We start from the raw sequence: 21,523 nt of genomic DNA on the forward strand, positions 1-21,523 counted from the left end.
GATTTGTAATATTTCCAAGTTGCAGTGTGATGGGCTTTATTCTGTATTTTTAGCTTTAAGGAATAGAGATCCAGGCTCTGTTATTAAGCCGCTGTACCTGGATTGGCGTCTCGAAGAAGGAGGACAGTGTGTCATTCGTAAGAATCTCTGTGCTCGGACCTTGCCGGAAAACTTCCCCTCTGCGAATCATCAGCGTTTGATTAAAGACAGGCATGATTTCCTCAATATGGTGGGTCACATAAAGGATCGTAGGTGACTCCGCCTGCTCGGCGATTTGCTGTATGCTGCCCAACAGAGACTCTCTGGACAGGAAATCCAGACCATTGGTTGCTTCATCTAAAATAAGGATCTTTGGCGATGCCATCAAGGCGCGGGCAATCAATATTTTTTGCTTTTCCCCCTGCGAGCAGGTTTGATAGGAGCGGTCAAATAAATGACCGCAGCCCAGCTGGTTCATCAGGGACCGGGCTTGCTCCACCTCCTGCTCCGTTATTTTTTCATATAAACCGATTGAGGCATGCTTTCCGCTGATCACGATATTTTGCGTTTTGTCGTTGCTGTGCAGCCTTTCCTGCAGCGAGGAGCTGACCCAGCCGATCTTTTTGCGCATTTCCCGCACATCGACTGAACCGTATATTTCTCCAAGGACTGAAACCTTGCCCAGCGTCGCCCATATGTATCCGTTAATCAGATTCAAAATTGTTGTTTTGCCTGAGCCATTGAGGCCCAGGAGCGCCCAATGCTCGCCTTTTTGAACGGTCCAATTGATATTATTCAAAATTTCACTCTGTTCTCTACGATAAGAAACCTGCTCAAGCCGGATTACTGTTTCCATGGATATGTCCCCTCTTCCTCTCCATATAGCGTCTTATCATCTGACGATTATTTCGAAAAATTAACGAAGCAAAGCCTTCAGTTCTTTCTTTACGCCTTCCAAATGAGCCAGTGTGCAGGCTACGGCCTCATCGGCATTCCTGTCACGTATGGCTTCATACAATTTGATATGCTGCTCGGTATAATAGTGGGTAATTTGCGGGTCAGCCGAGTGCTTGTCAAGCGTTTGGCGCAATACTGCGGTAAATGTGCGATATAGATCGACCGTTACCGCATTTTTCGTGGCTTGTGCAACAGCCAGATGAAAGGCAACATCTGCATCAAAGTACTGCTCCATATCCCCTGAGGCCAAATGCTTGTTGCGCTGCGTCAAACATTCGTGAATATGCTCCAGGTCGCGGTCGTCCCGTCGCTTGGCAGCAAGTCTGGAAATCTCCACCTCCAGCATGAAGCGGACTTCGTAGACATCCATAATTTCAGCTCTGCGCAATCGTAAATCCAATGGCTCTTGCGAGCTTGAAGCGCCGATCACGAATGTGCCGTGTCCTTGCCTCTTCTCCAGCAAACCGGCATGAACAAGCACGCGTACAGCTTCACGTATCGTTGAACGCCCCACGCCAAACAGCGCCATCAGCTCCGGTTCGGTCGGAATCTTGGCTCCGACTACTAATTCACCCAACGAGATTTTCTTTTGCAGCTGTTCTACAACATCATTTACAATCTGTTTTTTCTGAACCGTTTGAAAAGAAATCCCATCCAAATTCATCAGATGATCTCCTCTTATTATATTTTAAGATATTTTACCAGAGAGCTACTTTAAATTTCAATCCTAATTTATGAAAAGAGGATATTCCTCTATCTACAAATTATACTAATTTTTGATTGACAAGTGAAAAAATATGTCATAATCTGTATTTGGAAATGTCGACATTTTCCTTTTTTGTAAGCCTGTTTTTTCGTTCTCTCTTTTGAATTCTCTGCATCACGGCAAAACCATCAGACTTATTTAGGAGAGGTTTTTATGCATCAAGAGAACAATGCTTTAGTGTTAAACGGAGTGGATTTAACAATCCAGGATGTCGTTAACACTTCACGCATGCATGATTCCGGTGTTCATTATGAAATCGATCAGCAGGCTTTTGACCGAATCCGGCAATGCTGTGACTTGCGAAGGGAAATTATCGACAAACAGCTGCCGATCTATGGCGTCACGACTGGCTTCGGCGATAGTGCGACCCGACAAATCTCGCCGGAGAAAACCGCAGAACTGCAACGAAACCTGATCAAGTTTCTGTCAGCCGGTGTCGGACCGATTGCTAACGAGAAAGTAGCACGCGCAACGATGCTGATTCGGGCAAACTGCCTCGTTAAAGGCAATTCTGCTGTCCGGCCGGAACTGATTATGCAAATTTTGGAGTATTTAAAACGCGATATTCTCCCCCTTATTCCCGAGAGAGGCTCCGTCGGTGCCAGCGGTGACCTCATCCCATTAAGCTATCTGGCCTCCATCCTGATCGGAGAAGGCTCTGTACTGTACAAAGGCGTGCCGCGTGAAACAAAAGAAGTTCTGCTGGAAGAGGGGCTGGAGCCACTAATCCTGGAGGCCAAAGAAGGATTGGCACTCGTTAATGGAACTTCATTCATGTCTGCCTTTGCATGTCTGGCCTTTAAAGATGCACAACGAATTGCCCAATTAGCGGACATTTGCACGGCGATGGCTTCCGAAGCTCTTCTGGGCAATCGTGGACATTTCTACTCCTTTATTCATGACCAGAAGCCGCATAAAGGGCAAAAAGAAAGCGCCCGTCGAATTTACGAATTACTCGAGGGCTCCCTCCTTTCGAAGGAATATTCCCAGATTATTGAACATGCCGAAAAGCTTGATTCCCAAACCTTCAAGCAATTGACTGAAAGCATTCAAGACCGATATTCCATCCGCTGTGCGCCACATGTTACGGGTGTACTGCACGATACATTGGATTGGGTACAACAGTGGTTGGAAGTCGAAATTAATTCCACAAATGATAACCCTATTTTCGATATCGATTCCCAGGAAGTCTATAATGGCGGGAACTTCTATGGCGGTCACGTGGTTCAAGCCATGGATTCGTTAAAAGTTGCCGTCGCCAATATCGCCGATTTGCTGGATCGCCAACTCGAACTGATCGTGGATGAAAAGTTTAATAAGAACCTTACTCCAAACTTAATTCCCCGTTTTGAAGAAGGAGATTTTCAGCTTGGTTTGCATCATGGCTTCAAGGGTATGCAGTTATGCGCATCCGCATTAACGGCCGAAGCTCTTAAAATGAGCAGCCCGGTCAGCGTATTCTCCCGTTCCACCGAAGCGCATAACCAGGATAAAGTCAGTATGGGCACCATCGCTGCACGTGATGCCAGAACGATAGGAGAACTTACCCAACATGTAGCTGCTATTCATTTAATTGCCCTCTGTCAGGCTACTGATCTGCGCGGAGTCCATAAGATGTCGCCAAGAACGAGGGAAATTTACGAGCTTGTACGTCAAGAGGTTCCTTTTCTTGAAGGAGATCGCCGAATGGACGGTGACATTCAAAAGGTTATTGAACTAATTCAGTCGGATAAGCTGTTTACCGTTTTGGAATTGCAGGAAGTTTAATTTACATCCAGAAAAGGTGACACGATGCATATGAAAAAACGCATGATTATTGGGATAACTGGAGCTACAGGAATAATCTATGGTATCCGTCTATTGGAAGTTTTGAAGCAGCTTGAGATCGAGACCCATCTTGTTGTTTCAAAATCAGCCCAATTGACCCTTCATCATGAAACCGACAAAACGATACAAGATTTAAAGTCGCTCGCCGATGTATATTATTCCGTCCATGACTTGGGTGCGGCGATTTCGAGCGGTTCATATCCAACGATGGGGATGATTATTGCACCATGTTCAATCAAAACACTCTCCCAGGTTGCTTACAGCATGTCTGATAATCTCATTGCACGCGCAGCAGATGTTATTTTAAAAGAACGGAAAAAACTCGTTTTAATGGTCAGAGAAACGCCTTTCACTTTAACACATCTTCGCAATATGGAAAGGGTGACGGAAAATGGCGGGATCATCTTCCCTCCCGTTCCCGCCTTCTATACGAAACCTCAATCTCTTGACGATATTGTTGAACAAACGATAGGACGCGTACTCGATTTGTTCGATCTCGATACGAGACGATTTGCGCGTTGGGGAGAAAAAGTCAAAATAGAAGGCAATACAACAACAAGAACAAGTGAGGGGATATTGGAATGAACAAAAAACAGATCAAAAGCCTGCGCGAGTACGTAAAGGCATTGGAAGAAATCAATGACGTGCACATGATTACGGAGGAAGTTGATTGGAACCTGGAGATGGGCGCGATCATTCGTTATTGTAATGAAACAGGCTCGCCTGCCCCACTCTTCACGAATATTAAAGATAGCCGAAAAGGAATTCACGTGCTTGGCGCCCCCGTTGGTGTCAGCAATCTACCACATCAATATTACGCCCGTTTTGCGCTCTCAATCGGTTTACCCCCGCATGCGACAGGACAAGAATTAGTCCACGCTTTGCTGGAGGCACGAAACAATCCATCCGTCCCGCCTGTAGAAGTTAAAGATGCTCCATTCAAAAAAAATAAAATTGAAGGCGATGATATTCGCTTGTTCGATTGGCCCGCTCCAATGGCGCACATGGGCGATGGAGGCCGGTACATCAATACCTTCGGGACTATCATTGTGCAAACGCCAGACGGAAAATGGACGAATTGGTCCATTGCCCGCATCATGATTGCCGACCAGACGAAAATGACCGGTTTAATTATTCCTTTCCAGCATATCGGCCGTGTTCATGAGGAATGGAAGAAGGTCGGTAAACCTACGCCATTCGCACTCGTGCTTGGTTCTCAACCGATTATTCCGATTGTGTCATCGACTCCTCTCCCGGAGGGGATGAACGAAGCCGACTATATCGGCGCCTATTTTGGACAACCATTGGAATTAGTACGTGCCGAAACATCCGATTTACTTGTGCCTGCCGATGCCGAAATCGTCATCGAAGGAACCATTTCTCATGAGGAGACGGCTCCGGAGGGACCCATGGGTGAGTATCCTGGCTACATGTGGGAAACACCACCTGTGCAAAGCCCTGTTTATCATGTGTCCTGTATATCGCATCGCGACGATGCCATTTTACCGATGGTCGTGACCGGCGCGCCTACTGATGAGACACATATCGTTGCGGGAATTGGCGGTTCTGCCGAAATTCTCCATTGTCTGCGTGAAGCTAATATTCCCGCAACCATGGTATGGACTCCTTTCGAAGCGGCTTGTCATTGGCTTGTGATTACGATGCCGGAGCATTGGCAGAAGCAGATGCAGTGCTCGGAGCGGGAGCTTATGGATCGATTCGCAAGCGTTATTTTCGCAAACAAATACTCAACTATGGTGTCCAAAGTTATTGTTTTGGGAGACGACATCGATCCGACAAACCTCAGTGAAGTCGCCTGGGGATATGCTACGCGCGTTCACCCGGCGAATGACGTATACACATATCCTAATCACAAAACAATACGACTGGTAGCTTATCTCACAAATGAAGAAAAAGCTAAAGGTGAAACCGTTGCCGTGATTTACAATGGTCTTGCCCCCGAGGAATGGAATGGAAAGGCTTATCCGACACGCTGCTCCTTCCATTTCGGTTATCCTGAGGATGTAAAGGAAAGCGCCATTCGCAAGCTTAAAAATGCCGGCTATCCGTTGTAATTTCGTTTACTAAAAAAGACGCCTGTAAGCCATTAGCAAATGGCCTGCAGGCGTCCCTTGATTGTCACTATACCAGGGATGACGTTCCCCGTCTCTGCCTATGATCCAACATTCCTGCCTGCTACCCTTTCCCCTCGTTGCTGAACTACATGGTATTTCACTGTGCAGACGGGACCGCACTTTCCAGTGCTAAAAGCTCCTTCTTCATATCAAGTCCGCCGCGATACCCCGTCAAGGTTCCATTTTTGCCGATAACCCGGTGACATGGGACAAAGATCAGGGCCGGATTCGCCCCAATCGCTGCCGCCACGGCGCGAACCGCGCTTGCTTTGCCGAGCTGTGTGGCGATCTCGGAATAGGTTCTTGTTTCCCCGTAAGGAATATGGGCAAGCGCGTCCCATACCGCTTTTTGAAAAGGCGTTCCCTGAAGATGCAAAGGCAGCGTAAAGCTGCTGCGTTCCCCTTTCAAATACTCTTTCAGCGCATCGGAATAGACTTGCAGTTTACTGTCATCCCTCATCAGACTGCTGTCAGAAAAGCGTATTTTTAGCCAATCTGCCATTTCATCGAACGGCCCATTCCCGGAGCCGACAAAAGCAAGCCCCTTGTCCGATGCAGCCAAATAAATGCTCTGATTTTCATAGGTCATTAAAGTCCAGTAAATCCCGGCCTCTGTTTGCGTGTTCATTATACCAAGCCCCCGCTTTGTTTTATCTCATAAGCACGGCGATAATCGTTCGGTGTCTGCCCCATCATTTTCTTGAACAATGTGATGAAATAGGGAGTATTGGAGAAGCCGACTATGCCCGCTATTTCAGTTACAGATTTATCTGTATGAAGCAAAATGGACATGGCCTCGCCAATTCTTTTCCGCTGAATGTACTCAACAGGCGTAATGCCTGTAATTCGTTTGAAGGTCCGCTGCAGATGATATGAGCTCCCGTGGCAAATACCGGCCAATGTGTCCAGTGTAATGGTTTCACGATAATTTTGATCGATGTATTGCGTCATCTGGTCCACCCATTCCTGGTCAGGCAGACGCTCACCTGTTGGTCTGCAGCGCTTGCATGGCCTGAAGCCGGCAGCCAGCGCCTGGCTCGCATCGGTGAAAATCCGGGCATGCTCTTTCCTGGGCGCCCTTGACCTGCAGGAAGGCCTGCAAAAAATGCCCGTTGTCTTGACTCCGTAAATAAACTGACGATCGTAAGCTGCATTATTTTGAATAATTGCTTGCCAGCGTTCATCCGTCAGCAGCTGCTCTTCTTCGATTGAATGGATCATGGATATCCCCCCACAACCCTAGTATAACCCCAACCCCTCCCTTGTGTCTCAACTTCAAAATAGAATAGCAAGATCACGAAATCATCAATTAGACCGCAACATCCCGTAATTCGAAATATGGTAAAACTGGCTTGCAAGAAAAAACTCACCGGGAGATGATGAAATGGATAAACTGAGAAACAAAGTTGCATTAGTAACAGGAGCAAGCCGCGGTATCGGCAGGGCAATCGCCCGCAGACTTGGGGAGGAAGGAGCGACCGTTGCCGTGCACTACCTCTCCAATCAAGCTGTGGCGGAAGAAACGGTCGCTGAAATTGAGCGCAGTGGCGGTTCCGGATTCACCGTAAGTGCAGATCTTGGGTCAGCTGAAGGAATACGTGTGCTGTACTCTGAACTGGACCGGGAACTTTCGGAGCGATTCGGCAATACCGGTATAGATATTCTCGTAAATAATGCGGGAGCGGCCCATGTTGCTGCCATCGAGGATACAAAGGAGCATGCATTTGATCAGTTGTTGGCTTTAAATGTCAAGGCACCGTTTTTCATCATTCAAGAGGCTCTGCCTCGTCTCCGGAATGAAGGACGAATTATCCAGCTTTCATCTGCTGTGGCGCGAATATCTTTACCCGTGATTCCGGCGTACAGCATGACCAAAGGCGCGATCAACGCCTTAACGCTTTCGCTTGCCAATCAGCTTGGCCCGCGCGGTATAACCATCAATGCCATTGCACCCGGATACGTGGCTACCGACATGAACGCGGGGATGCTGCAGGACCCGGATGGCCGCAAGGCCGGTGCCGATTTTTCAATCTTTGGGCGCTGGGGTGAACCGGAGGATATCGCAGATATTGCTGCGTTTCTTGCATCACCGGACAGCCGCTGGATCACTGGACAGGTTATCGACGCAAGCGGCGGCTCCCATCTTTAAGAGGTAGCTCAAAAAGACCAACTTGGAGATGCCCAAGTTGGTCTTTTTTCATCGTTTGCCGGATTTTTTAAGATTATAGAATTTATAAGTTTTCAGCGGAGCTGAACAATTCTATAATCGCAAGAAAAACTACCTCTAAGCGCGGTCTGGCTTCTTTGAATTACGTCGATAGACGTTTTTCTTACGAAGCTTTAATCTGCTGTTGGTTTTTATTTTCTTACGAAATCTGCTGCTGCTTCTGATTTTCTTGCGAAGCCTGCTGCTGCTCATCAAACCATTGAACTTTTTAAGAAATATGACCCGCTGGAACATCTTTTTATCTTTAAGCTGATCGAAAATATATGCATCCGGGCGTGTGTTCACCTCAATAATCCAGGGCTTCATGGACGAATCCAATCCAAAATCGATACCGATTTCCGTAAACTTTGGGAAGCTTTTATGAAATTCAGTTGCAATCCGGTAACCCAGGTCCTTTAGTGATTGGATGTATTTTGTGTTCTTGTCATCGTTTAAAAAGGGTCGAAGCAAGGTTTCAAGCGGCATTGGTGTCCCGCCGTTGTGGAAATTGGTTACGGCTTTCTTGGGATGAGCCAGTCTGCCGATATACGCTGTGACCTCCCATTGCTTCTTTTCATTTTTTTGCACCATCACGCGCAGATCGAAGATGAGGCCTTTATATTTGAGCAAATCAATGCCTTTTTGCACAATATGCTCACCGCTATACTTCGTCTGCTCCAAAGAAGTGAACAGTTCCTTATACGTTGAAAAGCTTCGTGGGGAGGTACCGGCGTGATAAGTGAATTTGCTGTTATTATGTTTGACGACCTTAATGACTCCATTGCCGCTTGTGCCTTTGGATGGCTTAACGTAGACCACCTGGTGCTTGTTTAACATCTCGAGCAATGTATTGGAAGAATACAGACTCGTATCCGGAACATATTTACGTAGGGCAGGGTGCTTAAGCAAAAACTTCGTTTTTGTCCATTTGCTGCCTAGAGTAGCAAGCTGCTGTCGCGTATTGTTTTCCTGAGCAGGCAATGCTTAATCACCTCTTTCTATTCGCTTTAGACTTCAGACGATTGTACTGGATCACGTCTATTAAACCGGCTTCTTCAAGCAGATAGTGAACAATCCGGCTTTGATAATGAATTCTTGTCGTGAGCGGCAGGCTCCAGCAGGTCTCTACGGTAACCGCTTTGGCATGAAGCAGCCGGCTTGCCGCTGTACGGCCCGTCCCTTCTTTATGTTTAAGGCGAACTGTAAAATGCCTGGTGGGTTCGGAAATGCCGCTGTTCATTTTGCTTATGATTCTTTTGACTGCAGGTATGGCTTTGCTGCCGGTATTCGTAATGAGCGTCTGGCCCAATCGCTTGGGATTGACGCTGGAAAGCCCATTGGCTTCATGAAGGTCAATATACCAGTCAGGAAGCAGTTTTTCGGCCAGCCCAAACAGATCCCTGGATAACGGATGCTCCGCTGCAGCTCCGGCGCTTTTAGGAAAGGTCCTATTTAAGTCAGGCTTGCCGCGGACACGCTGTTTGTATGCTGCCTGATTGAATATGGGGACAAGAAGCAATGTTCCCCTCGTGATCGTGAGCTCTTTTTGCCGGAACTTGTTCAGCCACTGCTCGGCCGCACGGATGCTGGCTATTTCATTGCCATGAACCCCGGCCGTCATGATCACGGTTGGGCCTGCACTTTTGCCCTTAATCATGTAATAGGGAGTCCTAAATCTGGTATGTGAAGCAAGCATATGTTCACTGATCTTCATAGGGAATCACCTCCCGTACCTGTTAAAATATCTTACGGTCAAGCCTGCCCGAGGGACACGGACAAACTGTCCGGGCAATGTGCGGAATCATACAAAAAAGATCAAGAACAGAAGCAAGTTTCCTCTGTTCTTGACCTTTATGCGCTTAATCTCTTCACCAGCTTACAGGGAATCTACACCCCAGATGACGCAGCTTTCGGTCGAACCATCTGATTATTTTTTCGCGACCTGATGCGACAGCAATTTGCTTTCGAACTCTTCTTCTATTACGGCGAAATCTCTCAGCACTGATGAGAGCTCCAACCAATTTTCTTCTACCGTAAGGGAGTGGCACAGGCCAAGAATTACGGATTGTTTCATCTTTAATTTAGCAAGCTCCGGATTTTTTTCCTTAAAGAACCTTGCGTAATCCCCCGCTCTTCTCGCTCCCAGCTGAAAAACGAAATATTTCAGGTTTGCCGCAGCATCCTCCGACATTTCTTGGTTTTGCAGTTTTTCACTAAAGGCTTCTATCGCTTCTTTTCCCGTTTTCGCTCCAATTGTGGCACCAATCTTGCCTGTCTCTTTGTACAGGTGTTGAAAAAAGTCCATTGCCTTATCATAAATTTCATCCTCGCTCGGCTGGTGGATTCTCGTAAGGGAATGCCAATATTGGTAGCTTCCCCGGCCATACGGAAGCTTTTCCGCTTTCCAGGCCAGCTGAAGCTGTTCAAGCGGCAGCCTTACGTGCGGAAAGCCAGCCGGGTCGTGAACATAGATAAAATGCTCATCCATACGGTAAGCCAAAATGTAATGATCAGCGCCCAGTAAAAACCGGTGATTCGGGGAATACGTCAGGTACCCCATATCCAAAGGCCCGAGAATGGCGGGTGAAGTCTCAAGCACCTTTCTTAATTCGTTTAGGGGGCATTCTGCTTCCTGATCAGAAAAATTTTCTATAAAAGAGTAGCCTAAAATAGACATGGCTTTCGAGATGCCAACATCCGGATCGGCCGTATTGTTATGCAGAAATAAACTGCCGCTTTCGTATAAGGTAGCTCCAAGGCCAACACCAGACAGCACCTCCAGCAAATAAGGCGGCACGCCTTCACCTGTTTCTCTAATGAACATGCTTGCCGAGTTTGCATAACAATAAGCTCCATTGCCGATATACATATTTTTTTCCTCCTATTCAACAGGAATTAAAATTTGAATGCTGTTTGTTTTTGTCATTTGTCGAATAATTTTCGTCATAAAACTCCAGGCTGAAATTTGAGACAGGCTTCAAGTTCATAGCTGGAAGCTGATTTTTATAAATTTCCTCCAGCACATACGGGATATGCTCAATGATATTGTCCAGCTCAAATGCAGCATACTTGTGCTCAGGAACATGGATGCCCGTCCATCCATCCGGCAGCTGCTCCAGTGAAGGCACTGGAATGCCGGCGACATAATAGCTGCTGTCATCGTCATCCAGACTCTCATAGCCATAACACACGGCTGTTTCCGGATCAATACCGCATTTTGCGAGTCCCTCATAAAAACGATTCCACAATCTGGAGATCGCATGATTGCTTAACATTTCCCCCAAAGCAATGCCTCCGATCAAGAAGGAAGGCTGCTCAATTATTCTTACTCTACAGGTCGACTCCTGCTTTGTTAATTTGGCAAGTGTATCCGTTAAGCTTTCTTTGTACAAATTGTGATGATGACTGCCCTTTTGGCGATAGCTCTGGGGCGACATCCCTATGTAGCTCTTGAACGCACGTGTAAAAGCCTCCTGGGAACTGTAGCCGAAGCAAAGGCTCAGTTCCAGAATAGGTGCATCGGTTTCGATGAGTGCCCTTGCAGCCAAAGTAAGCCTCCGCTTTCGGATATACTCGCTGATGCTTTCCCTTGCGATGCTCTTAAATAAACGTGTAAAGTGAAACTTCGAAAAAGCCGCCACACTTGCAATTTCATCTAAAGTAATCTCCTTGTCCATCCGTTCTTCCATATATGCAACGGCGTTTAAGATACTGCTTTCATATAAATTCATCCTGCGCCTCCCTGCTGTCAAGCTTTTAACGGCCCTTGATGAGTTCATTATACCTTTTTAATTATATTTACATTTGATTTGAATTGCGGTCTGTATAAAAACAAATAGGTCTGAAAAGTTGTGATTCGAATCACAAGACCTCGCTTTACCATGGGTTATGCTTCCTATGTCAGTAAAGAAACCAACCACTAACCGTCATTCATTCAATCTGATCCGGGAGGTATTTACTTATGATTCATAACGAAACGGACCGATTAACCAGCCAGCCGTCCATGTTCTGTTTCCAGTGCCAGGAGGCTTCCAAGGGCACAGGCTGTACGGTGGCCGGGGTTTGCGGCAAGCCGCATGATGTGGCCAACCTGCAGGATTTGCTTGTCTACCTGCTGAAAGGAATCTCCTTTCTCAGCCTGGATGTACGGCTTCCGGAGGAGCTGGATCACCGTGTCTCCCTGTTTATCACGGATTCCTTATTTGCCACGATTACGAATGCAAACTTCGACCGGGCGATCTTTGTAGACAAAATTCGGGAAGCGCTGATTCTCCGGCAAAAGGTGTTTACATACCGGAATGAGCAGTTTCCGGATGCAGCCACGGCTCTCCCTGATGCGGCCATATGGCAAGCTGACAGCGAGCAGGATTTTGATGCCAAAGCCCGGCAGGTCGGTGTTCTCTCTACAACCAATGAAGACATCCGTTCTCTGCGCGAGCTTCTGACCTACGGGCTGAAAGGCATGGCCGCCTACACCTATCATGCATGGCAGCTGAATTACACGGACAAGGAAGTTGACCTGTTCATGCGCCGGGCGCTTGCTGCGACACTTGACAACACCCTGGACGCAGCCGATCTGATCAGCTTGAACATGGAGGCCGGCAAATTCGGCGTGAAGGTCATGGCCCTGCTCGATGAGGCCAATACCAGCACCTATGGCCATCCGGAAATAACAAAGGTGAATATTGGAGTGCGGAATCGCCCGGGCATTCTGATTAGCGGACATGATTTGAAGGACATGGAAGAACTGCTGAAACAAACCGAGGGTACGGGTATCGACGTATACACCCACAGCGAGATGCTTCCCGCCCACTACTACCCTGCTTTCAAGAAATATGATCATTTCGTAGGCAACTACGGCAATGCGTGGTGGAAGCAGAATGCAGAATTCGAGGCCTTCAACGGTCCCATTTTAATGACAACCAACTGCATTGTTCCCCCCAGAAAGAGCTATATCGACCGTATTTATACAACAGGAAACACCGGATATCCGGGAGTTCACCATATCCCGGAAGGGGAGAATGGCCAGCCTAAGGATTTCTCGCTTTTGATTGAGCAGGCCAAACGCTGTCTGCCTCCGACAGAGCTTGAGACGGGGGAAATCATCGGCGGTTTCGCCCATGAGGCCGTTATGAGCGTCGCCGACCAGGTGGTAGAAGCGGTCAAGACAGGAGCCATCAAAAGATTTTTTGTCATGGCAGGCTGTGACGGACGCATGAAATCACGCAGCTACTATACCGATTTTGCCGAGCAGCTTCCGCGCGATACTGTTATTTTGACTGCAGGCTGCGCCAAATATAAATACAATAAGCTTGACCTTGGTGAAATTGGCGGCATCCCCCGCGTACTGGACGCTGGACAATGTAATGACTCTTATTCACTCGCCGTGATCGCCATGAAGCTGAAAGAGGTATTCGGGCTTGACGATATTAACGAGCTGCCAATCTCCTATAACATTGCCTGGTATGAACAGAAGGCGGTTATCGTCCTGCTTGCCCTGCTGCATCTTGGCGTGAAGAATATTCATCTTGGCCCTACACTGCCCGCTTTCCTCTCCCCCAATGTCGCCAAGGTTTTGGTGGAAAACTTCGGAATCGGCGGTATAACAAACGTTGAGGATGACATGAAAATATTCCTTGGCGCTTGAAAAAATCCCCTCTGGACTAAACTCTCGTCCAGAGGGGATTTTTAGGATGTTCCCATGTCGTCATTCGAAGATTTTGGGGTCAGCCCCTTGCAGGTTCATTCCCGATGTTCAGGCGCATAGGCGCGAAGGAAGGCACGAACCCCTTCGACAATGAGCCGCTGGCTCCGGCTATCTTCCTCTTGACGTTCCTGTCCCGGATAACTCAAAACCAACATAAATGTCAGAGCAGCGAAATGTTTCGCGGCAAGCTGGGCATCCGGCACCGTCAACCATCCGCGCTGCCCGAATTCGGCCAAGCGCCTGGCGAGCTCTTCCTCCGACATCCGGTCCATTTGGTCATACATCGAATCCGGCAAGTGCTCTGCTTCCGTCCTCACAAGCCGCAGAAGAGCAGCATAATCGGCGGACCCGATGGTTGACGTCATAATTTGCTCGCAGAACGCGATAAGCGCTTGCTCAAGATCGGAGACTTCCTGAAGGTTGTGTTCTATGGCCTGTTCTATCGAAGCCATAATCGCTTGCCACGTCTCCTCAACGACGACAAGCAGCAGCGACCGTTTATCGCCGAAATAATCGTAGACCGTCCGCTTGGACACGTTCGCCTGCGCTGCCACTGCGTCGACGCTTGATTGGTTGAATCCTTCCGTCAGGAACAACTGTCGCGCTGCCGCGAGAATGTCGGCGCGTTTACGGATGGTGCTTTCGCGCCGTGGTTTATTCGTTAAATTGTCTGTCATACCTTTACCCCCGGACTTTAATTCCCAAAACATTTCAGCTTGATCAGGAAAACTCTATATATATTACACTATACGGTTGAGTATAAAATGTATTTCGTTTCATAGCAACTCCATCACAATTGGATAGGAGGTATCGAATTTTTTTCACTTTACAAACTACACTGTACGGTGTAGTATATTTTTATCCCGAACTTACAAGGAGGCAACTATCATGAATTCCACTTCACCAACCATTGATGTTCTTATTATCGGAGCAGGTCCAACGGGACTTACGCTGGCCTGCGATCTGGCACGTCATGGCATCTCTCATCGAATCATCGAGCGCTCCACTTCCTTTAATACAGCATCCAAGGCCAAAGCCATCCAACCCCGTGCCCTCGAAGTCTTGGACGATCTGGGGGTCGTGGACAGCATTGTTCGGAATGGGGTGGTTGATCTTCCAGTTCGTTACTACAATGCGGATGGTTCATTCTTGGACAAGTCAAGTATTACGGTCCCCGCGAGCGAGAATCTCGGGTCACCTTACCCTGATCCGCTCTGGATTGCCCAATTTGATGTGGAAGCAGCTCTGCGTGAACAGTATGCCAAGTTCGGTGGTCAAGTCGAACTTGGATCTACAGCCGTTGATCTGAGCCAAGATGAGGATGGGGTCACCGTGACTGTGGAAACAGCGGAAGGAACCCGGCAAATCCGAGCACGCTATGCCGTTGGCGCGGACGGCGGCAAGAGCCCCATTCGCAAGCTCCTGAACTTGTCCCTCGTTGGGGACACCTATGAAAATAAACGATGGTACTTGGGAGACCTTCGCTTGGAAGGCCTGGATCGCGATCACATTCATATCTGGGTGTCGAAGGAAGGCATGTTTGGACTTACCCCCCTTCCGAATAGCGATCTCTTTCAGTTGCAAGCCACGATTTCGGACGAGATCGAAGAGCCGGAGCAGCCGTCACTTGAGCTTTATCAAGCTATGCTCGACCGCCGGGCCGGAGCGGGACGAGTCCGAGTTACTGATGCCTCTTGGTTGTCCATCTACCGGGTCAACGTGCGCATGGTCGAACATTACCGCAAAGGACGGGTTTTTCTTGCCGGCGATGCGGCCCATGTGCATTCGCCAGCAGGCGGTCAAGGCATGAATACAGGGATGCAGGACTCTTACAACCTGGGGTGGAAGCTGGCAGCCGTACTGCGCGGTGCGGATGCGGCGTTGCTCGATACGTATGACGAGGAGCGCCGCCCTGTCGCCCGTGCTGTTCTGGAGGACAGCACCGCGAAGATAGGCGCTGTGATGGGCAGCGATACAGACACGGGGAAACTGTCGAAATCGCTGAGCACGATTTCCGATGATTTGACAACCGGACTTCTTGTCTCCTATCGGTTCAGCTCTCTCTCACGAGCTGCAACCGATTCCCCTGAAAAGGGTCCCCTGCCCGGAGATCGGGCGCCTGAGGCAAACGGCCTTCAAGGAAGGACCTTTGAAGGAAGCGTCTTTGATTTGCTGCGCGGGCCGCACTGGACTCTTCTCGCCTTTGTCGACGGCAGTAAGTCGCTGCCGGATATCGACAACAGCCAACTTCATGTTCACCGAATCGTACGAACGCAACTACAGGACGCGGACGCCATCCTGGATCACGAGGGGAACGCGCACCGCGCCTACGCTGCGAAAAATAACGAACTCGTATTGATTCGGCCGGACGGATACGTAGCGATGCGCGCTTTGATTGGAGATACCAAATCGCTTTTGGACTACTTGCTTCCCCTTTTGCCCAAAAGCTGACTATAATGCCCTGACGACAATCCGACCCTAACGGTCAGATTGTTGCCTTGAAAGATACGAACAGGAAATGATCCTATTTTCCACAAAAAAAGGACCTCAGTCTCCACTATACAGTGGAATTTGAGGTCCTTTTGTGTTGTAAATTGGGATGTTTCCATGTCATGCGAACACTTTTGGAGCAGACCTATCTCATGCCGTTTTGTCAGCATTAATATCCCTTCATATAAACAAAATCTCCTGTAAACGTTCCAGCTCTTTCATGCTGTGCAAGCCTGTAACCGGACTCATTGACTTTGTAAGGCAGTAATAGCCCGTTATTGTGATAATGATGAAGCATCTTGATCGTTACATTGGACAGCTCCAAATGAAGCAAGATTACGAACAGCAGATCAGCGAACTCTACGCCGAAGTTGGGAAAACTCTCCACACATGACTCAAATATCGGCTAAATATTTTTCGAGATTCATTTCAACCTCGCGGGTTTGTATCCCCGCAGCCAATGCTGCTTGTGCCAATTCATGCGTCTTGGGCCTTGCAATAATCTCACCGAGAAGCCTGTTGCTGAATTTCAAAGACTCGCTGAGATCTGGTGTACTCACATCAATGGCTTGTTTAATCGCCCGTACTACTCCTGGCGCCCGTTTACTAATATTACGTACTAATTCTTCTACATAATCATCCAGTTCATTGGCAGGAAGAGCCTTGTTCACCCATCCATATTGCTCTGCTTCCTCAGCGCCAAAAAGTGCAGCCCCAGTGATAATCTCCAATGCACGGGATCGTCCGACCAGTTGCGGCAGGTAAGCGATGCCGCCGGCGCCCGGAATCAATCCGACAAGCGTTTCCATTTGAGCCAGGCCTGCCTTTCCGATTGCCGCAAAACGCATATCCAGCGCTGACAGGAATTCAGCACCGCCTCCTCGAGCAAGACCTGCGATTTTACCAATTGTTAGTTGTGGAAGCGCACGAATGCGCTCATGCAATTGCAACATTTGATTAAGCGGTTCATTTCCAACATCTTCAAGGCTCTGATTAATCATTTTGCTAAGCGCCTCTGGGTCGTTGGCCAATTTCATATCCCCATGCACCAAAAAGAAGTCAGGATCTGCGCTTTGAAACACGATAACCTGAATACTCTCGTCCTTTGCGACCTTAACTGCCAGGTCATCAAGTTCAGGCATGAGTACAGCATCAAGAACATTAAGCGGAGGATGATCAATAGTGACCCACATCACTCCACCTTTACATGCAACAGATATCGAACTATAATTTGCGTAATTCATATATAGGTCTCCTTTAGTCTCGCTGTCGACAGCAGTTGAGATCATCATTAATTTAATGTCGGCCGTTGACTACAATTATAAATTGGCCCACTCTTCGTTCAATCGTTAGTTTGCATGTTTTTATTGGATATGCAACATATGCAAGTAAATTGTCTATTTTATTAATAGGCAAGGAGGCGAAAAAATGTCCAACTCAAAAACGGATAGAAGAATTGTAAGAACAAAAGAGGCCATATTAAATGCCTTTCAGGAGCTTTTTCTAGAAAAAGAATTTGAGCGAATTACGATCAACGATATTGCAGATCGCGCAAATGTAAATAGAGCCACCATTTATCTTCACTATATGGATAAATATGATATTTTTGATCAATGTGTCGAAGATATTCTAAACAAAATGTTTATTTCTTGTGCTTTCAGTAAGACGACCCAGGAAAAAATAACAAGTAAAGATGAAGCCATCGCAGCTTTAACTTCCTTATTTGATTATATTAAGGATCACCATCACTTTTTTTCACGTATTTTATTTGACAAAACAGCTTCCTTTCGTAATTCCCTGCTTAAAATCAGTAAATCTACGGTTCAAACTCAGATGAACCTGCAGAGGATAAACAAGGAAATAGACAGTGAACTGGTTACTCAATATTTGGCCTCCGCCTTGGTTGGCACCATGGAGTGGTGGATTCGGAACGATTTATTGCATGCCCCACCATTGATGGCACAACAAGTGTATCACCTTCTAGTAAAAAATGAAGTTTTTACACACTAATCAATCAGAGCCACGGATGAACAACTCAAGGATCCCCTACAAGATCTTATAATAAAGGATTCTCATGCTTGGCCTTCAGAATAGACCAGCGGCGTTCGACCTCCCGTTCAAATTCCGTCAGCAGCTCTTTATTTTCTTCCTTCAGCAAATGCCTGGACTTGCCCATGTACTTGAGCCAATCGGTGAGCGGCACACGCTTATTTTTGTCTTCAGGATTGTACGTGATGTTCGTCTCCCCGCGTTCCACTTCGTAAAGGGGGAAGAAACAGGAATCTACCGCTGCCCGAACGATGCTCTCCCCTTCCTTATCCTCCGATTTCCAGTTCAGGGGGCAAGTAATCAGCAGCTTGCCATACACCATTCCTTCGTTTTGGGCATACCACTGGGCCTTGGCCGCCTTCTTCACCAAATCCTGCGGAAACGCCTCGGTTCCCGTGAACACATAAGGAATGTGGGTGGCCGCCATAATCTGAGCCGTATCCTTGTGCTGGTATGGCTTGCCCTGCTGTTTCTTGCCTACCCCGGAAGTGCTGGTCATATGCCCCAGCGGAGTTGAATAGGACAGCTGTGCTCCGGTATTCATATATCCTTCATTGTCATATTCAAGAATGATCATTTTATGATTGCGCAGCGCCGTACCGATTGCCGATCCCATGCCAATGTCCATGCCCCCGTCACCGGTGATCATGACAAACGTGAAATCGTCCGGCACATCCAATTCCCCGCGCCGTCTCTGTTCCAAGAAAGCTTCTACCGTACCCGACAGCGTGGCCGGCCCGTTCTGAAACAGATTATGAATGAAGCTCTGTTTATGAGAATTATAGGGATAACCTGTTGTCGTGATATACGCACAGCCAGTGTGGAACAGGGTCACAACGTTGCCCTCAATTCCCTTGAAAAACAGCTCCAGGCCAGGGAAAATGCCGCAGCCCGGGCAAGCTCCGTGTCCCGAAGCGATCCGCTTCGGCTTGGCCGTTAATGATCGCATTGGCGGGATTTTAACTGCAAGCTTCCCGGTTTCCTCGTTCATCTTGACGGTAATCAGTCCCGACTTGAATGGTTCTCCCGCCATGGGGGAAATGACAGGAGCCAGCCTCTGCTCTTCTCTGCCGGGTGTGTGACCGTAGTAATCAAACGGCTTTTCAGCATGCCCTTTCTCCAGGGCGTCCAAAGCAAGAGCAAAAAACGCTTCCGCATCATCCGCATAAAAATCCTTGCCTCCCAAGCCAAAGATGCGGGAAAGCACGACAGGCTGCGGCCCGCGAATATCCTGAATCGCCGATTTCACTTCATGCGTGAGATTTGCGCCATTGGCACCGTAGGAATCCGCGCGCTCTCCGACAAGCAGCGCTTTGACCCCGCGCAGGGCATCACGGACGGCCGCGGCCGGAAACGGGCGCAAAATATTCGGGCTGATCAGCCCCGCCTTAATCCCCTGTGCGCGCAGCCGATCAACAACATCCTTGGAGGATTCAGCCGCTGAATTCAGCAGGAACAATGCCACCTCGGCATCCTCCATCTGATATAAATCCAGAGCCCCATAACTTCTTCCCGATAGAGCTGCATATTCTTCAGCCACCTCGCGGAAAACTTCACCAGCGCGCAGAATGGCTTCAGATTGCTGATAATGGTTGTTCGTCAAGTCTTCGCCATTCATATATGCGCCGACTATAATTGGCCGCTCCGGATCCAGCACGTGCGGCTGTGCGGAAGGTTTTTCTCCCACAAAACGCTGCACAGTCTCACGGTCGCTGAAAATCTGTACCCTCCGCTTCTGATGAGAGGTGAAAAAACCGTCGTAAGCCACGATGACCGGCAATTGCACTTTCTCATGCTCCGCAATGCGCAGCGCCATAATATTCATGTCGTAGACAGCCTGTGGCGAGCGGGCGGTGAGAATCACCCACCCCGTGTTCAAAGCGTAGTACAGGTCCGAGTGGTCCCCACGGATGTCAAGCGGACCGCTGACCGCCCTTGTCACCAGGTTCATTACCATGGGAAAGCGGGTGCCTGCCTGTACAGGCAGCTGTTCGATCATATACAGCAATCCGTTCGCGCTGGTGGCATTGAGTACACGCGCGCCGGCCGCCGCCGCACCGTAACAGATCCCCGCCGACCCATGCTCGCCGTCGGCCGGAATAAGCCGGATATCATGCTCACCGCGTGTTTTCATCATATCAAGGTATTGGGCAATTTCGGTTGAAGGCGTGATGGGAAAATAACCCATAATATGATAGTTGATCTGGGCTGCCGCCATGGCGGCCAGCTCATTGCCGGACTCAAACACCGTTTTTTGATCATTGGCTGATGCCAATTTTGCATTCATTTCTTTCGTTTGCAGGCTCATTTAGTGTACTCCCCCCATCGTCAGATATGGGAATTTCTGCGGCACCCGGTGCTGCTCGGCATAATGCTGGACCTCCAGCATCTCGCTTAGCGCGGATGTCGGACAAGCTTCCACGCATTTCAGGCAGCCTTTGCAGTATTGATAGTCAATTCCCTCCATGAACATTTGCGGATTGCCCCGCTTGTCCGGCCTTCTCTCCCATACAAAACAAAAGTCGGGACACACAGTATCGCAAGCGGCACAGTTAATGCAGTCGTCTTTGTTGAACTTTGGAATAAAGCCCTGTCTTGAACCGCTCAAATCCTTCAATACACTGCTCGCTGTAACGGTAAGAATGCCTCCCGGCTCCTGCGTGGAATAACCAAGCAAAGGCTCCTGCCGTATATACCTGTCCTGACTTTCTTCAGCTTGGCTCTGCAGTGTGAGGAAACGAACTTCCTCATAACCGCGATTGAAGGTTCTGATATTCGATTCCACCAGGTGCGGAAGCTTCTTCTGAAAAGTGCGGCGAATGACCTCCCGCATGTTGTCCGGATCCAGAAAACCGCAGATCCGGAACAGCGCTCCCAGCATGGCCGTATTTACCTTCGTTTTCTCTTCCACGGCAATGTTCAACGCATCCACAACGGCCAGCGTGCCGCGGGTCAGCTTGATGTCCTGTGCCACCTGCTCAGCTTCGCGTGCGGAATTTACGAGCACCGTTCCGCCCGGAAGCAAGCCTGCACAGACATCCACGGTTTTATAGAGGGCTTCATGGAATACCCCGACGACATGAGGCTGCTCGATCGGGCTGTGGTCCCGAATCTCCACCTCCGCATCGCAGAAGCGGACAAACGCCTTGACAGGCGAACCCTTTTTCTCGGAGCCGTAGCTTGAAAAATTCGACCCATTCAGGCCGGAGCCGGATACACCGGCTTCAGCCAGCATTTTTCCCGCCAGGTTCGCGCCAAGGCCGCCTATCGACTCCAGCCGGATTTCATAAAATCCCAACCTGTTTTTCTGAGGTAAAATGGACAATTGGCATTCCTCATTCCTTGATGAATTGTATGGCATTTTATGCAGTTGCTGCTTGTAATTAAAAGTTTAACGATACCGCTTT

The 21,523-nt window shown here is 48.5% G+C and carries 20 protein-coding genes; 7 read left to right on the plus strand and 13 right to left on the minus strand.

The window, feature by feature from the left end:
- Positions 1 to 55: 55 nt before the first annotated feature.
- Positions 56 to 835, minus strand: coding sequence for an ABC transporter ATP-binding protein (locus ACE5KN_RS10730; RefSeq protein ID WP_375526393.1), 780 nt, complete (start codon positions 833 to 835; stop codon positions 56 to 58).
- Between the two features lie 60 nt (positions 836 to 895).
- A complete protein-coding gene (locus tag ACE5KN_RS10735) occupies positions 896 to 1,600 on the minus strand; it encodes a FadR/GntR family transcriptional regulator (protein ID WP_375526394.1) in 705 nt (234 codons plus the stop codon).
- 255 nt (positions 1,601 to 1,855) lie between these two features.
- Between ACE5KN_RS10735 and ACE5KN_RS10740 the strand changes: the two genes are divergently transcribed.
- The 3 genes from ACE5KN_RS10740 to ACE5KN_RS10750 are packed head-to-tail and all read left to right on the plus strand — an operon-like array spanning position 1,856 to position 5,604.
- Positions 1,856 to 3,469, plus strand: coding sequence for an aromatic amino acid lyase (locus tag ACE5KN_RS10740; RefSeq protein ID WP_375526395.1), 1,614 nt, complete (start codon positions 1,856 to 1,858; stop codon positions 3,467 to 3,469).
- 24 nt (positions 3,470 to 3,493) lie between these two features.
- Complete coding sequence (locus ACE5KN_RS10745; protein WP_375526396.1) at positions 3,494 to 4,114, plus strand: UbiX family flavin prenyltransferase; 621 nt, start codon at positions 3,494 to 3,496, stop codon at positions 4,112 to 4,114.
- Complete coding sequence (locus ACE5KN_RS10750) at positions 4,111 to 5,604, plus strand: UbiD family decarboxylase (RefSeq protein WP_375526397.1); 1,494 nt, start codon at positions 4,111 to 4,113, stop codon at positions 5,602 to 5,604. Before ACE5KN_RS10745 ends, ACE5KN_RS10750 begins: the two co-directional genes overlap by 4 nt.
- A 157-nt stretch (positions 5,605 to 5,761) precedes the next feature.
- Here the strand turns inward: ACE5KN_RS10750 and ACE5KN_RS10755 are convergent, their stop codons facing one another.
- A complete protein-coding gene (locus tag ACE5KN_RS10755; protein WP_375526398.1) occupies positions 5,762 to 6,292 on the minus strand; it encodes a methylated-DNA--[protein]-cysteine S-methyltransferase in 531 nt (176 codons plus the stop codon).
- Entirely contained in the window at positions 6,292 to 6,885 is a 594-nt protein-coding gene (locus ACE5KN_RS10760) for a bifunctional transcriptional activator/DNA repair enzyme AdaA (protein WP_375526399.1), read from the minus strand. The genes ACE5KN_RS10755 and ACE5KN_RS10760 overlap by 1 nt, the downstream gene beginning before the upstream one ends.
- A gap of 163 nt (positions 6,886 to 7,048) precedes the next feature.
- Between ACE5KN_RS10760 and ACE5KN_RS10765 the strand changes: the two genes are divergently transcribed.
- Complete coding sequence (locus tag ACE5KN_RS10765) at positions 7,049 to 7,813, plus strand: SDR family oxidoreductase (RefSeq protein ID WP_375526400.1); 765 nt, start codon at positions 7,049 to 7,051, stop codon at positions 7,811 to 7,813.
- Between the two features lie 135 nt (positions 7,814 to 7,948).
- On the opposite strand, the gene ACE5KN_RS10770 is transcribed toward ACE5KN_RS10765, so the two are convergent.
- The 4 genes from ACE5KN_RS10770 to ACE5KN_RS10785 all read right to left on the minus strand — a co-directional run bounded on the left by ACE5KN_RS10770 (position 7,949) and on the right by ACE5KN_RS10785 (position 11,601).
- The gene (locus tag ACE5KN_RS10770; protein ID WP_375526401.1) at positions 7,949 to 8,851 is read right to left on the minus strand and encodes a YheC/YheD family protein; all 903 of its coding nucleotides are present in this window, start codon (positions 8,849 to 8,851) and stop codon (positions 7,949 to 7,951) included.
- Between the two features lie 7 nt (positions 8,852 to 8,858).
- Positions 8,859 to 9,584: a succinylglutamate desuccinylase/aspartoacylase domain-containing protein gene (locus ACE5KN_RS10775; RefSeq protein ID WP_375526402.1), complete on the minus strand. Its 726-nt coding sequence runs from the start codon at positions 9,582 to 9,584 to the stop codon at positions 8,859 to 8,861.
- 213 nt (positions 9,585 to 9,797) lie between these two features.
- Positions 9,798 to 10,739 (minus strand): YobF C-terminal domain-containing protein, encoded by a 942-nt coding sequence (locus ACE5KN_RS10780; RefSeq protein WP_375526403.1) that lies wholly within the window; start codon positions 10,737 to 10,739, stop codon positions 9,798 to 9,800.
- 16 nt (positions 10,740 to 10,755) lie between these two features.
- A complete protein-coding gene (locus ACE5KN_RS10785) occupies positions 10,756 to 11,601 on the minus strand; it encodes an AraC family transcriptional regulator (protein ID WP_375526404.1) in 846 nt (281 codons plus the stop codon).
- A 230-nt stretch (positions 11,602 to 11,831) separates the two neighbouring features.
- Here ACE5KN_RS10785 and hcp point away from each other — a divergent pair, with 230 nt between their 5' ends.
- Complete coding sequence (gene hcp, locus ACE5KN_RS10790) at positions 11,832 to 13,517, plus strand: hydroxylamine reductase (RefSeq protein WP_375526405.1); 1,686 nt, start codon at positions 11,832 to 11,834, stop codon at positions 13,515 to 13,517.
- Positions 13,518 to 13,612: 95 nt separating this feature from the next.
- Here hcp and ACE5KN_RS10795 read toward each other — a convergent pair whose 3' ends face one another.
- Positions 13,613 to 14,287, minus strand: a complete 675-nt coding sequence (locus ACE5KN_RS10795; RefSeq protein ID WP_375526406.1) for a TetR/AcrR family transcriptional regulator — start codon at positions 14,285 to 14,287, stop codon at positions 13,613 to 13,615.
- Between the two features lie 178 nt (positions 14,288 to 14,465).
- Between ACE5KN_RS10795 and ACE5KN_RS10800 the strand changes: the two genes are divergently transcribed.
- Complete coding sequence (locus tag ACE5KN_RS10800) at positions 14,466 to 16,028, plus strand: FAD-dependent monooxygenase (protein ID WP_375526407.1); 1,563 nt, start codon at positions 14,466 to 14,468, stop codon at positions 16,026 to 16,028.
- Positions 16,029 to 16,236: 208 nt separating this feature from the next.
- Here the strand turns inward: ACE5KN_RS10800 and ACE5KN_RS10805 are convergent, their stop codons facing one another.
- Positions 16,237 to 16,455 carry a MerR family DNA-binding transcriptional regulator gene (locus tag ACE5KN_RS10805; RefSeq protein ID WP_375526408.1) on the minus strand — a complete coding sequence of 73 codons (219 nt, stop codon included), beginning with the start codon at positions 16,453 to 16,455 and terminating at the stop codon, positions 16,237 to 16,239.
- Positions 16,456 to 16,462: 7 nt separating this feature from the next.
- Entirely contained in the window at positions 16,463 to 17,311 is an 849-nt protein-coding gene (locus ACE5KN_RS10810; protein WP_375526409.1) for an enoyl-CoA hydratase/isomerase family protein, read from the minus strand.
- Between the two features lie 184 nt (positions 17,312 to 17,495).
- Between ACE5KN_RS10810 and ACE5KN_RS10815 the strand changes: the two genes are divergently transcribed.
- Positions 17,496 to 18,077, plus strand: coding sequence for a TetR/AcrR family transcriptional regulator (locus ACE5KN_RS10815; RefSeq protein WP_375526410.1), 582 nt, complete (start codon positions 17,496 to 17,498; stop codon positions 18,075 to 18,077).
- Between the two features lie 46 nt (positions 18,078 to 18,123).
- Here the strand turns inward: ACE5KN_RS10815 and ACE5KN_RS10820 are convergent, their stop codons facing one another.
- The gene (locus ACE5KN_RS10820) at positions 18,124 to 20,424 is read right to left on the minus strand and encodes a thiamine pyrophosphate-dependent enzyme (RefSeq protein ID WP_375526411.1); all 2,301 of its coding nucleotides are present in this window, start codon (positions 20,422 to 20,424) and stop codon (positions 18,124 to 18,126) included.
- Positions 20,425 to 21,441: a 2-oxoacid:acceptor oxidoreductase family protein gene (locus ACE5KN_RS10825; protein ID WP_375526412.1), complete on the minus strand. Its 1,017-nt coding sequence runs from the start codon at positions 21,439 to 21,441 to the stop codon at positions 20,425 to 20,427.
- Positions 21,442 to 21,523: the final 82 nt, after the last annotated feature.

It is taken from the genome of Paenibacillus terreus (assembly GCF_042138595.1).
GTDB classification, from domain to species: Bacteria; Bacillota; Bacilli; order Paenibacillales; family Paenibacillaceae; genus Paenibacillus; species Paenibacillus terreus.